A 13,124-nucleotide genomic window follows, 5' to 3' on the forward strand; every position below is an offset into this window, starting at 1 on the left:
AGGCGCGGCCGCGCGCCCTGCGCGGGCCCCGCTGGCGCCTTACTTGAAGCGGTAATTGATCCGACCCTTGCTGAGGTCGTAGGTGTTCATCTCGACCTGCACCTTGTCGCCGGCCAGAACCCGGATGCGGTTCTTGCGCATCTTGCCCGCCATATGCGCGATGATCTCATGGCCGTTCTCGAGCTCGACCCTGAATGTCGCGTTGGGCAGAAGTTCCTTCACGACGCCGGGGAATTCGAGCATCTCTTCCTTGGCCATGATCTCTCCTGTAGGGAATCCGCCTGTCGCGGACCTGCGCCATATGCGGCGAAACCCCGGCTTTTTCAAGAGGGGCGTGCGGTGGGCCGTGCGCGCCCGCCGCCGGCGTGACGAATTGCCGCCCGAAGCGGGTGTTCACGGCCCGGTCACGGGTCTTTGCCGGCCGTTCACGACAATTTCGGGGAACGTCCTCGCGGGAATGAGGTTTGATGCGCACATCGCCCGCGTTGCGGGCACGAGCACGCAGCCTTGCGCCCGACGCGGCGCCCGAGACAAGGAAACGCCATGCGCCGGATCTTTCGTGACACGACCGCCATCGCCCTGGGGCTGGGGCTGACCCTGCCCGCGCTCGCCTCGGCGCAGACGCTCAGCGCCGCAGATGCGGCGCGGGTGGGCGCCGAGCGCGCGGCCAACATGCCCGAGCTGGCCCGGATGCTGGACGAGGAGATCGGCGACGGGCTGACCGCCGACAAGCTGGTCTGCGTGATGAATGCGCCCAAGCCCTGCCCCGAGGCAGCGCCGCAGTTCACGCCCGAGGGGATCGCGGTGCAGCTGGTCGAGGACGGCAGCTTCATCCTCGCCCCCGCCCCGCAGCAGACGATGCGGGTGAAGGATGGCGAGCTGGTCCCGGTCGAGGGCAGCAAGATCTACGGCAAGCCGCTGGCAGCCGCACCGGCCGCCGAGCCGGTGGTGACCGCGGCTGCGGCCCCGGTCGAGGCGCCGGTGGTGGTGCCGGCCGAACCCGTGGCAGAGGCGCCGGCCGCCGAGGCCCCGGCCGCCGAACCGGCGGCCGAGCCTGACGCCGTGGGCGAGGCCGCGCGCGCCGCCGCCAAGGAGGCGGCCGACGCGGCGAAGGACGCCGCCAAGGACGCCAAGGAGGCTGCGAAGGACGAGATCAAGGCCGCGAAGGACGAGGCCAAGGACGTCGCCAAGGCGGCGAAGGATGAGGCCAAGGCGGCGAAGGACGCCGCGAAGGATGCAGCCGCCGAGGCGCGCGACGCAGCCAAGGCCGAGGCGGCGCCCTCGGACGACGAACTGGCCCGGGCGCTGGCCGAGCGTGCCGCCTCGGCCGAAGCGGCGGCCACGCCGCCCGCCCCGGCGACCCCGGCCGAGGCGGCGACGGCCGCGCCCGTCGTGACCCCGGCCGCGCCGCCCGCGACCCCGGCCGAGACCGTCTCGGCCGCCCCGGCCCCCGCGGCCCCGAGCGCAGCCCCGGTCGTCACCCCGGCCCCGCAGGCCGCCGCCACGCCGGCCACCCCGCCCAGCGCCGGCGCCGCCCCGGTCGTGACCCCGGCGGTCCCCGAGGCGCAGGCGTCGGCCACCCCGGCCGCCCCGGCGCCGTCGGCCGCCGAGCAGGATGCGCTGGCCGAGGCGCTCGCCGCCGCCAAGGCGATCCCCGAGGCGACCGCCAAGGAAACCGACGCGGCGCGCGAGGCCGCTGCCGCCGCCGAGGCGCCCGCCGTCGCGGCGCTGGCCGAGAGCGCGGCCCCGGTCGTGACCACCGACAAGACCACGGTGACCGAAGCCACGAGCCGTGCCGCCACCGAGGATTTCTCGACCGACCTGCGCGGCGCCGCACGTGACGCGGTCGCCGCGGCGGCCGCTGCCGCCGCCGCGGGCGGCCAGCCGGTGGTGACGCCTGCGCCCGAAGGCGCGACCACGACCCCCGCCCCCGCGCAGACCGCGTCGGGCGACCGCGACAGCGACCTCGAGAGCGCGCTCAAGAACATCGTCCTGCCGGCGCTGGCGGGGATGGCGGTCGGCTCGGTCCTCTCGAACAACCGCGAGGTGGCGCTCAACACCGGCGACCGCGTGGTCGTGACCCGCGCCGACGGCAGCCAGGAGGTGATCAAGGACGACAACGCCCTGATGCTGCGCCCCGGCTCGACCGTGCAGACCGAGGAGTTCGCGGACGGCTCGTCGCGCACCATCGTCACGCGCGAGGATGGCAGCCAGGTCGTCACCATCCGCGACGCCGACCTGCGGGTGCTGCGCCGCACCGTGGTCCACCCCGACGGCACCACCACCGCGCTGATCGACGAGACGCAGGCGGTGCAGCCGGTGGACATCGCGAGCCTCCCCCGCCCGGCCGAGCCGATCATCGTGATGCCCGGCCAGACCGTCTCGGACGAGGCGCTGCGCGAGGCGCTGCGGCGCGAGACGACGGTGGACCGCAGCTTCACCCTGGGCCAGATCCGCAACATCCCCGAGGTACGGGCGCTGGTCGCGCCGGTGGACATCCAGGCGATCACCTTCGACACCGGCTCAGCGGCGATCAAACCTGACCAGGCGCAGGCGCTGGCGAGCCTTGGCCGCGTCATCGCCGAGCAGATCCGCCAGAACCCCGGCGAGATGTTCCTGATCGAAGGCCACACCGACACGGTGGGCGCCGACGCCATGAACCTCGCGCTGTCGGACCGGCGGGCGGAGTCGGTGGCGCTGGCGCTGACCGAGTTCTTCCGCGTCCCGCCGGAGAACATGGTGGTACAGGGCTACGGCGAGCAGTTCCTCAAGGTCGCGCGCGAGGGCGACGTGCGGGCCAACCGCCGCGCCGCGGTGCGCCGGATCACCGACCTGCTGGCCCGGAACTGACCGGCCGAGATGAAATGGGGGGCCGCGGGATGACCGCGGCCCCTTTTGCGTGCGCGGGCCTCAGCGCCGCCGCCAGACCGTGGTAACCGTCTCGCGTCCCGCCAGCGCCGCCGCAGCCGCGCCAAGGTCGAAGCCCGGCAACGTCTCGAAGGCATCGGCCAGCGCCGCCGCCCCGGCCGCCTCGACCGGGATCAGCAGCGCCTCGCCGTCGCGGGTCCTGAGCCGCCAGTGCGGGTGGCCGTTCAGCCTGAGCAGCCGGATCTCGGCCAGCTCGCGCAGCGGCACCTCGCCGCCGAGCAGCCTTGCGCCGAAATAGCGCACCGCGCCCTCCTCGACCTCGACGAGGCCGGGGGCGGCGATCTCGGCCCGAAAGCGCATCCGCCGGCACGCGCCGACGCCCCAGACCGCGGCCACGGCGAGGATGGCGAGGCCAAGCGGCTGGAAGAACAGCCCGCCCCACGACGCGATCCACGCCCCGCCGAGGCCCACCGCGACGGCGGCCAGCACCTCGCGCCAGGGCCGCAGCCGGGCGGCGAGTTCGGGGCGGATCAGCCCCCCGCTCACAGCCTGAGCGTCATGTCGCGGTGCGGGATGCCGGCGTCGTCATACTCCGGCCCCTCGGCGGCAAACCCGAACTTTTCGTAGAAGGCGATCGCGTGGGTCTGCGACCCGAGCCGCGCCTCGGCCACCCCGCGGTGGCGCAGCTCGGCGAGCGCCGCCCGCATCAGCGCCAGCCCCGCACCCGTGCCGCGCGCCTCGGCCAGCACCGCGACCCGGCCGATCTTGGCGGCCGCCCCGTCGATCAGCAGCCGCGCGGTGCCGACCGCGCGCCCCTCGGCATCGCGGGCCAGCAGATGCACGGCGGTCGCGTCGTACTCGTCGTGCTCCAGCTCGGGCGGGACGTTCTGTTCCTCGACGAAGACCCGCTGGCGGATGGCCATGCAGGTGTCGAAATCCTCGGTCACCGCGACGATCATGCGAAATACCGCGCGAGGATCGCCTGATAGATGTCCTTGAGCTGGCGCACCTGCGCGGCCGGGACGCGCTCGTCCACCTGGTGCATGAAACTGCCGACCAGCCCGAACTCGAGCACCGGGCAGTGGTCCTTGATGAACCGCGCGTCCGAGGTGCCGCCGGTGGTGGACAGCACCGGGGTCACCCCCGTCGCCTCGGCCACGACCTCGCGCACGAGGCTCACGAAGGGGCCCGGCTCGGTCAGGAAGCTCTCGCCCGAGACCGCCACGTCGACCCCGAAGCGCACCCCCGTCTCGGCCTCGACGGCGGCGGCGCGCTCGCGCAGCATCGCGGTCAGGCTGTCGCCCGAGTGGCGGTCGTTGAAGCGGATGTTGACCACCGCCGTAGCCTTTTCCGGGATCACGTTCGAGGCCGGGTTGCCGCAGTCGATGGTGGTGACCTGCAACCCCGAGGGGTCGAAATGCGCCGTCCCCTCGTCCAGCGGCGCGGCCGTCAGCCCCGCGAGCAGCCGCACCAGCGCGTGCAGCGGGTTCAGGGCGCGGTGCGGATAGGCGGCGTGGCCCTGCTTGCCGGTCGCGGTGAAGGTCGCGGTCAGGCTGCCGCGGCGGCCGATCTTGATCATCTCGCCCATGACCTCGGGGTTCGACGGCTCGCCGACGATGCAGGCGTCCATGCGCTCGCCCTCGGCCTCCATCCAGTCCACGAGCGCGATGGTGCCGTCGCGCGACACCCCCTCTTCGTCGCCGGTGATGGTCAGGATCACCGCGCCGTCGGCGGGCGGGGTCTCGCGGACGAAATCCATCGCCGCGGCGACGAAGGCCGCGACCCCGGACTTCATGTCGGTCGCGCCGCGGCCCCAGATCACGCCGTCGACCTCGACCCCCGAGAAGGGCGGATGGGTCCAGCTCGCCGGGTCGCCGGGCGGCACCACGTCCGTGTGGCCGTTGAACCCGAAGCTGCGCGCCGCCCCCCTGGCGCCCCAGCGGGCGAAGAGGTTCGGGGTGCCGTTGCGGTCCACCCGGCGGGTCTCGAACCCCGCGTCGGTCAGAAGCCCCTCGAGCAGGACCAGCGCGCCCCCCTCTTCGGGCGTGACCGAGGGGCAGCGGATCAGGCGGGCGGTCAACTCGGCGGCGTCGGTGCTCATGGGGGGCGGCCTTTCAGTCCATCGTGAGGGCGCGGCGCACGAGGTTCAGGCCCGTCAGCACCAGCAGGATCAGTGTCCAGCGCCGAAACTGCACCACGTCCATGCGGTCCTGCAAGGCAAAGCCCAGCCGCATCCCCACGAAGGCCGGCACCGCCATCAGCGCCGAGAGCGGCAGGGTCTGGGCGTTGAGCACGCCCGAACCGAGATGCGCGACCGTCAGCGCCACCGCGCCGATCAGGAACACCACCCCCTGCACGCGGATCTGTTCCAGCTTCGGCGCCCCGATGGAGAGCAGATAGACGATCAGCGGCGGCCCCCAGATGCCCGAGATCCCGCCGTAGAGCCCGCCGATGATGCCGCTGACGATCTCGGCCCGTCGCCGGCGGTGGATCGGCAGCGCCAGCGGGCGGCCCGAAAGCTGCCAGAGCGCGAAACCCGTGATCGGCGCCCCGAGGGCCAGATACATGGCCCAGGCCGGCAGGACCCGGGCGAAAGGCGCCGAGACGAAGATGAACAGCACCACCATGGCGATGTGCCAGCGCACGTGGCCCGCGCTCTCCCACGCCGCGCGCAGGCCCTGGCGCGTCGCCTGCTGGATGTTGGTCATCAGCGTCGGCACGATCAGCAGCGCGAGCGCGGTGGGCGCCGGCAGGAACGAGCCGAAGGCCGACATCATGATCATCGGCATGGCAAAGCCGATGGCGCCCTTGACGAAGCCCGCGACGAAGGTGACGGCCACCGCGAGCAGCAGCAGGTGAGGGTCGAGCCCGAACATGGGCGCGACCTTAGCCTGCGCCGGGGCGGCGGCAAGGGGCCAGCGTTCGTGCGGGCGACGCAACAATGCTGCGCGCCGCTACGTTGCAGCGCAGCATCGTTGCGCTGCGCCTGCGAAGGTTCTAGAGGTCGGGCAATCTCACAGCCCGCCTGCCCGAAGGGAATCGCCCATGCTCGACACCGCGTCCGTCCCCGCCCTGACCCAGGCCAGCGCCGCCGCCCTGCTGCCCGAGATCGAGGCCCTGCAGGCCCGTGCCACCGCCGCGCTGCGCGAACGCGTCGGCGGCGGCAAGATCGACTCCGAGGCGCTCGAGGTCGAACAGCACGCGGCCCACGCGCTGTCGTGGCTCGCGACCTATGTCGAGGCGCTGCGCCAGATGTCGGCCTGGGCCGAGCGGCTGGGCGACGGCTTCGGCGAGATCGAGGGGCTGATCCTGACCATCGCGTTCGGCGAATACCTGACCCAGATCGCCGGCGGCATCCCGATGAGCCAGACCGAGTTCGCCCGGCTCTCGGACCTCGGCGTGGACTGGCAGCCCTCGGACGCGGCCCGCGCCGCGATGGCGGGCAACACCCCCGCCGCCCGCGCCCGCCTCGTCGCGTTGATGCAGGAGAACCACGGCCGCGCGACCTTCGGTGCTACCGGGCTCGACGAAGACCTCGAGATGATCCGCGACCAGTTCCGCCGCTACGCCGACGAGCGGGTGATCCCCGAGGCCCACGGCTGGCACCTCAGGGACGAGCTGATCCCGATGGAGATCATCGCCGAGCTGGCCGAGCTGGGCGTGTTCGGCCTGACCATCCCCGAGGAGTTCGGCGGGCTCGGCCTTTCCAAGGCCAGCATGGTGGTGGTCAGCGAAGAGCTGTCGCGCGGCTATATCGGGGTCGGCTCGCTCGGCACCCGGTCCGAGATCGCGGCCGAGCTGATTCTCGTCGGTGGCACCGAAGAGCAGAAGGCGAAATGGCTGCCGGCGCTCGCCTCGGGCGAGATCCTGCCCACGGCGGTGTTCACCGAGCCCAACACCGGCTCGGACCTCGGCAGCCTGCGCACCCGCGCGGTGCGCACCGAGGACGGGTGGCAGGTCACCGGCAACAAGACCTGGATCACCCACGCCGCCCGCACCCACGTCATGACGCTGCTCGCCCGCACCGACCCCGAGACGACCGACTGGCGCGGGCTGTCGATGTTCCTCGCCGAAAAGACCCCCGGCACGGACGAGGCCCCCTTCCCCACCCCCGGCATGACCGGCGGCGAGATCGAGGTGCTCGGCTACCGCGGCATGAAGGAATACGAGCTCGGCTTCGACGGCTTCAAGGTCGCGGCCGACAACCTGCTGGGCGGACAGCCGGGCCAGGGGTTCAAGCAGCTCATGCAGACGTTTGAATCGGCCCGCATCCAGACCGCGGCGCGCGCGATCGGCGTGGCGCAGTCGGCGCTTGAGCTGGGGATGCAGTATGCGCTGGACCGCAAGCAGTTCGGCAAGGCGCTGATTGCCTTCCCGCGGGTGGCCGACAAGCTGGCGCTGACCGCGGTCGAGATCATGATCGCGCGGCAGCTGACCTACCACTCGGCGTGGCAGAAGGACCACGACAAGCGCTGCGACCTCGAGGCGGGGATGGCCAAGCTCTTGGGCGCCCGCGTCGCCTGGGCGGCGGCGGACAACGCGCTGCAGATCCACGGCGGCAACGGCTTCGCGCTGGAATACGCGATCAGCCGGGTGCTCTGCGACGCGCGCATCCTCAACATTTTCGAGGGCGCGGCCGAGATCCAGGCGCAGGTGATCGCGCGGCGGCTGCTGGGCTGAACTGACGGCGGCCCGCCCGGCAGGCCCGCCCGGTATCTGAGCCAGAAAGATGTCGGCCCCGCGACCCGGTTGGCCGCTTCTTTCTGGCCCAAATACCCCCCGGCGCCGGTCGCCCGCGGCGCGCCGGGCAGCCGGCGCGATCCGGCGTTGCGCGAATGGCACGGCACTGTGGCACGACGGCCGATCTGACGCGGCTGTGCATGGACTTTCGGGCCTGCGGGTGGCAGGGCGTCACGATCCACCTCATCACGCTGCCCCTGAGGAATTTATCACGATGAAACGTCTTGTCTGCCTCTCGGCCTCTGCGCTCGCCCTCGCCGCGCTGGCCGCCTGCGGCCCCGCCGCCCCTGCCCCGGGCACCGAGGGCATGGGCTTCGAGGGGGGCATCCCCTTCGGCACCTACACCGTCGTCGGCTTCGGCAAAGAGGCCGTGCCGACCCGCAGCGCCACCATCCGCCTGACCAAGAACGCGTTCTCCGGCAACGGCCCGTGCAACACCTTCACCGGGGTGAACGCCGCGACGCTGCCCGCGATCCAGGTCGCGACGATGAACTGGACCGACAACCCCTGCGGCCACAAGGGCTTCGAGGGGCGGTTCATCAACGCCATCACCCAAGCCAACGAGGCCGTGTGGGAAGGCGGCGTGCTGAAGATCAAGAGCCCGCTGGGCTGGATCACCGCCGAGCGCTCGGGGAACTGAGGCCGGTTTCACGGCAAGGGGGAAGGCCGTCCCGGCGCGGGGGCGGCCTTTTCGCGTTCAGGGGCTGGTGAGGCGCTGCACCAGCCGCCCCCGCGCGGCGGGCAGCGGGCGGCCAACATGGGCCTCGGCCATGCGGGCGAGGAAATGCCCGCTGAGCGCCAGCCCCGCGGCCAGCCCCTCGCGCCCCGCAGGGCCCGTGCCGCCCAGCAGCGCCGGCAGCGGCATCAGCCGGTCGGCCCACGCCCCCGCGCCGTCCGCCGTCACCGCGTGCCCGGTCCGCGGCGAGACATAGGCGAGCCCGTCGCGCGCCCCCGTCACCGCGCAGCGGTCGAGCGCGAGGCCGAAGCCCAGCTCGTCGAGCAGCGACAGCTCCCACCCCAGATACTGTGCGGCCCAGTCGCCGCCCACGTCCATAAGGTCCAGCAGCGCCTCGGTCGCGTCCGTCAGCCGCGGGTGGGGGTCGCGCTCGGGCAGGGCCCAGCCGACCAGCGCCGCCACCGCGTTGAGCCCGGCGAGCGCACCCGCGTCGGCCATCAGCCCGGACCGGGCGCGCGCCGGTTCGGCGATCAGGCTGCCCAGCTGGTCGTCGAGCCGCGCCCGCCAGCGCAGCGCGACCCGGTTGCCGGGCTGCAGCATCGCCGCCCGCTTGACCGACCCGCCCCCCGGCACGAGGCCGCGCAGCAACCCCGCCTCGCGCGTCAGCATGGTGACGATGGCCGCGTGCTCGCCGTGCCGTCGCCGCGCGATGACGGTCGCCTCGCCTGCCCATTCCATCGCGCCTTCCTTTCGCCGCCACGCTGCCGCAATCTCGGGGCGGCGAACAGGGGGACGTGATGCTCAAGACGTGGATCGAGGCGCAGCCGCGGCTGGTCGAGGTGGCCGCCGGCCGCGCCCCCGCCGACATGGTGATCCGCGGCGGCATCTGGGTCGCGGTCCACTCGGGCGAGGCGCTGCCGGGGCACGACATCGCCATCGCGGACGGGCGGATCGCCTGCGTGGTGACGGATGCCTCGGCCAACATCGGCCCCGCGACGCAGGTGATCGAGGCGGCCGGCCGCTACATGATCCCCGGGCTGATCGACGCGCACATGCACATCGAATCGGGGATGCTGACGCCCGCGCGCTTCGCCGAGGCGGTGATCCCGCACGGCACCACGGCGCTGTTTCACGACCCGCACGAGATCGCCAACGTCATGGGCCTCGACGGCGTGCGGCTGATGCGGGACGAGAGCCTGATTCAGCCGATCACCATGCTGACGCAGATGCCCTCCTGCGCGCCCTCGGCGCCGGGGCTCGAGACGACGGGGCACCCCATCTCGGCCGGCGAGGTCGCCCAGGCGATGGGGTGGGAGGGGATCGTGGGCCTGGGAGAGATGATGAACTTTCCCGCCGTGGCGGCGGGCGATCCCGCGATGCTCGAGGAGATCGCGGCCACCCGCGCCGCGGGCAAGACGGTCGGCGGGCACTATGCCTCGCCCGACCTCGGCCGGCCCTTCGCCGCCTACGCCGCGGGCGGGGCCGAGGACGACCACGAGACGACCGCCGAGGCGCAGGCCATCGCCCGCGTCCGGCAGGGGATGGGGGCGATGCTGCGCTACGGCTCGGCCTGGCATGACGTGGCGGCCCAGATCACCGCGATCACCGTGCGCGGGATGGACCCCGCGGGCTTCATGCTCTGCACCGACGATTGCCACGCGGGCACGCTGGTCCACGACGGGCACATGGACCGGGTGGTGCGCCACGCCATCGCCTGCGGCTGCGACCCGCTGGTGGCGATCCGCCTCGCCACGCTCAACACCGCGCGGCACTTCGGCATGGCGCGCGAACTGGGCAGCCTGACGCCGGGGCGGCGGGCGGATGTGATCCTGACCTCGGACTTGACCGCGCTGCCGATCGAGCTGGTGGTGGCGCAGGGCCGCGTGGTGGCCGAAGCGGGGCGGCTGACGGTCGACTGCCCGCGCATCGACTGGCCCGCCGCGGCGCGCGGGTCGGTGCATCTCGGCCGGCGGCTCGCGGCCGAGGATTTCACCGTCCCGGCCACCGGCACTCGCGCCACGGTGCGGGTGATCGGGGTGGTCGAGAACCAGGCGCCGACCCGGGCACTGACCGCTGATCTGCCGGTGGAGGACGGCTTCGTGGTGCCCGAGGGCGAGGCGGCCCGCATCGCGCTGGTCGAGCGGCACAGGGGCACCGGCGGGGTGGTCAACGGGTTCGTCTCGGGCTTCGGCTATCAGGGCCGGGTCGCCGTCGCCTCGACCATCGCGCATGACAGCCACCACATGATCGTGGTCGGCACCTGCGCCGAGAACATGGCCGCCGCGGTGGCACGGCTGGGCGCGTTGCAGGGCGGCATCACCGTCTTCCGCGACGGGGCCGAGCTCGCCCATGTCGCGCTACCCATCGCCGGCCTCATCTCGGACGCCCCCGCCGCCGAGGTCGCCGCCGCCGCCGAGGCGGTCAACGCCGCCATCCGCGCCTGCGGCTGCACGATGAACAACGCCATCATGCAGCACGTCCTGCTGGCGCTGGTGGTGATCCCCGAGCTCAGGATCTCGGACCTCGGGCTGGTGGACGTGACCCGCTTCGCCCTGACCGAGGTGGTCGCGGGCTGAGCCCGCGGGCGGGATGTCAGTCCAGTTCGCTGGCCGTCGAGCCATCCCCGTCGCGGGCCACCGCGAGGCGGCGCGCGCGGGGGCCGAAGGCGTCGAAGAGCTCGTGCCCGGTGCCGGTCAGCACCGCCTGCGCCGGCAGCGCCGCGATCTCGTCATAAAGCGCCGCGCGGCGGTCGGCGTCGAGATGCGCCGCGACCTCGTCGAGCAGCAGCACCGGGCGCTCGGCGACGAGCGCGCGGGCGTTGGCGAGGATCAGCGAAAGCAGCAGCGCCTTCTGCTCGCCCGTGGAACTTAGGCCCGCGGGTTGGTCGGACGGTCCCCACCACGCACCGAGATCGGCGCGGTGCGGGCCGCTGAGCGTGCGCCCCGCGGCGGCCTCGCGCGGACGCTGGTGGGCGAGGCGCTCGGCGATGCGGGCCGGGTCGGTGTCGTCGGCGAAGCCCTCGCCCGGCAGCAGCGCGAGGCGGGCGGCCGGAAAACTCGTCGCCGCCCCCGCCTGCGCCGCGGCGATCCGGTCGAGCGCGGCGAGGCGGTTCAGGGTCAGCGCCGCGCCCGCCTCGGCCATCTGCGCCTCGAGCGCGCGGAACCAGCCGGGGTCGCGGATCTCGTCCCGAAACAGCCGGTTGCGGTCGCGCATCGCCTTCTCATAGGCCAGCGCCACGCCCGCATGACCGGGCAGAAAGCTCAGCGTCAGCCGGTCGAGAAACCGCCGCCGCCCCTCGGGCGTGTCGGTCCACAGCCGGTCCATCGCCGGCGTCAGCCAGATCATCCGGGTCAGCGCGCCGAGCGCGAGCTGCGGCTCGGCCTTGTCGTCGATGCGGGTGCTGCGCGGCTCACCCGGGGCGGCGCCCGTCTCGACCGGGCGGCCGTCGATCACCGCGCGGATGCGCCAGCCCGCGCCGACGCCCTGCCGCGCCTGCTCGGCGGGTGCCGCGCCGCGCAACCCGCGGCCCGGCGACAGCATCGACAGCGCCTCGAGGATGTTGGTCTTGCCGGCCCCGTTCGGGCCGAAGATCGCCAGCGGCCGGTCGTCGAAGCCGAGGTCGAGCCGCGGCCAGGACCGGAACTGCGCCAGCGAAAGCTGCGTCAGCGTCACACGCGCATCGGCATGACGACATAGACGGCCGAATCGTCGCCGCCCTCGCGGATCAGCGCCGCATCGCCCGAGCCGTTGAACAGGAACACCGCGTTCTCGCGGTCGATCTGCGCGGCGATTTCCTGCAGATACTTGGCGTTGAAGCCGATCTCGAGCGGCTCGTCGGCATAGGCGACCGCCAGCTCCTCGTCGGCCGCGCCCGCGTCGGGGGCGTTCACCGACAGAACCAGCCGGTCCTCGTCAAGCGCCAGCTTGACGGCGCGCGAGCGTTCGCTGCTGACGGTGGCCACCCGGTCCACGGCGCGGGCGAAATCGGCGGCGTCGACCTCGAGCCGGCGGGCGTTGGCGCGCGGGATGACGCGGGTGTAGTCGGGGAACGTGCCGTCGATGACCTTCGAGGTGAGCGTGATGGTGGGCGTGGCGAAGCGCACCTTGGTCTCGCCCACCGACACGGCGATCTCGGTCTCGTCGTCGTCGAGCAGCTTCTTCAGCTCGGCCACGGTCTTGCGCGGGACGATCACGCCCGGCATCTCGGCCGCGCCCTCGGGCAGCGGCGCATCGACGCGCGCCAGCCGGTGCCCGTCGGTCGCCACGCAGCGCAGGCTGGGGCCGCCCTCGCCCTCGGCCACGTGCATATAGACGCCGTTGAGGTAATAGCGTGTCTCTTCGGTCGAGATTGCAAAGCGCGACTTGTCGAAGAGCCGGCGCAGCACCGCCGCGGGGGCGGCGAAATTGGCGGCGTATTCGGTTGAGGCCATCGCCGGGAAATCCTCGCGCGGCAGCGTGGCGAGCGAAAAGTTCGAGCGCCCGGCCTGCACGGTCAGCCGGTTCGTGGCGGCATCCGCGGCGATCTGGACCAGCGCCCCGTCGGGCAGCTTGCGGGCGATCTCGTTCAGCAGCGCGGCGCTGACGGTGGTGGCGCCGGGACGCTCGACCATCGCCGGGGCGCGGTCCACCACCTCGGTGTCGAGGTCGGTGGCGCGGAAGCTCACGCCGTCGGCCGTCGTCTCGATCAGCACGTTGGCGAGGATCGGGATGGTGTTGCGGCGTTCCACGACCGACTGGGCCTGCGCGACAGCCTTGCCCAGCGCCGCCTTTTCGATCGAGAACTTCATGGCTTTGGCCCTTTGGCTGTCAGGTGCGCGGCCCGCCGCCGCGCGCACAGTTT

General features: G+C 72.9%; 12 protein-coding genes. 4 read left to right on the top strand and 8 right to left on the bottom strand.

Annotated elements, in window-relative coordinates; genetic code table 11:
• Nucleotides 1-39: 39 nt before the first annotated feature.
• Entirely contained in the window at nt 40-258 is a 219-nt protein-coding gene (infA, locus tag BLW17_RS02135; RefSeq protein ID WP_036636451.1) for a translation initiation factor IF-1, read from the bottom strand.
• Nucleotides 259-543: 285 nt separating this feature from the next.
• On the opposite strand from infA, the gene BLW17_RS18010 reads away from it, so the two are divergent.
• Nucleotides 544-2,850, top strand: a complete 2,307-nt coding sequence (locus tag BLW17_RS18010) for an OmpA family protein (RefSeq protein WP_036731223.1) — start codon at nt 544-546, stop codon at nt 2,848-2,850.
• A gap of 60 nt (nt 2,851-2,910) precedes the next feature.
• On the opposite strand, the gene BLW17_RS18015 is transcribed toward BLW17_RS18010, so the two are convergent.
• From BLW17_RS18015 to BLW17_RS02160, 4 genes are read right to left on the bottom strand one after another with little or no spacing between them, the layout of a single operon-like run.
• Nucleotides 2,911-3,414 (bottom strand): hypothetical protein, encoded by a 504-nt coding sequence (locus tag BLW17_RS18015; RefSeq protein ID WP_156116105.1) that lies wholly within the window; start codon nt 3,412-3,414, stop codon nt 2,911-2,913.
• Complete coding sequence (locus tag BLW17_RS02150) at nt 3,411-3,827, bottom strand: GNAT family N-acetyltransferase (protein ID WP_036731221.1); 417 nt, start codon at nt 3,825-3,827, stop codon at nt 3,411-3,413. Before BLW17_RS02150 ends, BLW17_RS18015 begins: the two co-directional genes overlap by 4 nt.
• Nucleotides 3,824-4,969, bottom strand: coding sequence for a succinyl-diaminopimelate desuccinylase (dapE, locus tag BLW17_RS02155; RefSeq protein WP_036731218.1), 1,146 nt, complete (start codon nt 4,967-4,969; stop codon nt 3,824-3,826). Before dapE ends, BLW17_RS02150 begins: the two co-directional genes overlap by 4 nt.
• Nucleotides 4,970-4,982: 13 nt before the next feature.
• A complete protein-coding gene (locus BLW17_RS02160; RefSeq protein WP_036700870.1) occupies nt 4,983-5,744 on the bottom strand; it encodes a sulfite exporter TauE/SafE family protein in 762 nt (253 codons plus the stop codon).
• Nucleotides 5,745-5,913: 169 nt separating this feature from the next.
• Between BLW17_RS02160 and BLW17_RS02165 the strand changes: the two genes are divergently transcribed.
• Together BLW17_RS02165 and BLW17_RS02170 are read left to right on the top strand one after the other, a co-directional pair.
• On the top strand, nt 5,914-7,548 hold the full coding sequence (locus BLW17_RS02165) for an acyl-CoA dehydrogenase family protein (RefSeq protein ID WP_036731216.1): 1,635 nt from the start codon (nt 5,914-5,916) through the stop codon (nt 7,546-7,548).
• A 274-nt stretch (nt 7,549-7,822) separates the two neighbouring features.
• The gene (locus BLW17_RS02170; RefSeq protein WP_036731214.1) at nt 7,823-8,248 is read left to right on the top strand and encodes an META domain-containing protein; all 426 of its coding nucleotides are present in this window, start codon (nt 7,823-7,825) and stop codon (nt 8,246-8,248) included.
• 57 nt (nt 8,249-8,305) lie between these two features.
• Here BLW17_RS02170 and recO read toward each other — a convergent pair whose 3' ends face one another.
• On the bottom strand, nt 8,306-9,022 hold the full coding sequence (recO, locus tag BLW17_RS02175; RefSeq protein ID WP_036731211.1) for a DNA repair protein RecO: 717 nt from the start codon (nt 9,020-9,022) through the stop codon (nt 8,306-8,308).
• Between the two features lie 59 nt (nt 9,023-9,081).
• Here recO and BLW17_RS02180 point away from each other — a divergent pair, with 59 nt between their 5' ends.
• Complete coding sequence (locus BLW17_RS02180; protein WP_036731209.1) at nt 9,082-10,860, top strand: adenine deaminase; 1,779 nt, start codon at nt 9,082-9,084, stop codon at nt 10,858-10,860.
• Nucleotides 10,861-10,876: 16 nt separating this feature from the next.
• On the opposite strand, the gene recF is transcribed toward BLW17_RS02180, so the two are convergent.
• Nucleotides 10,877-11,956, bottom strand: coding sequence for a DNA replication/repair protein RecF (gene recF, locus BLW17_RS02185; protein ID WP_036731206.1), 1,080 nt, complete (start codon nt 11,954-11,956; stop codon nt 10,877-10,879).
• Nucleotides 11,953-13,071 (bottom strand): DNA polymerase III subunit beta, encoded by a 1,119-nt coding sequence (dnaN, locus tag BLW17_RS02190; RefSeq protein WP_036700858.1) that lies wholly within the window; start codon nt 13,069-13,071, stop codon nt 11,953-11,955. Before dnaN ends, recF begins: the two co-directional genes overlap by 4 nt.
• Nucleotides 13,072-13,124 lie beyond the last annotated feature (53 nt).

Source organism: Paracoccus sanguinis (assembly GCF_900106665.1).
GTDB lineage: Bacteria > Pseudomonadota > Alphaproteobacteria > Rhodobacterales > Rhodobacteraceae > Paracoccus > Paracoccus panacisoli.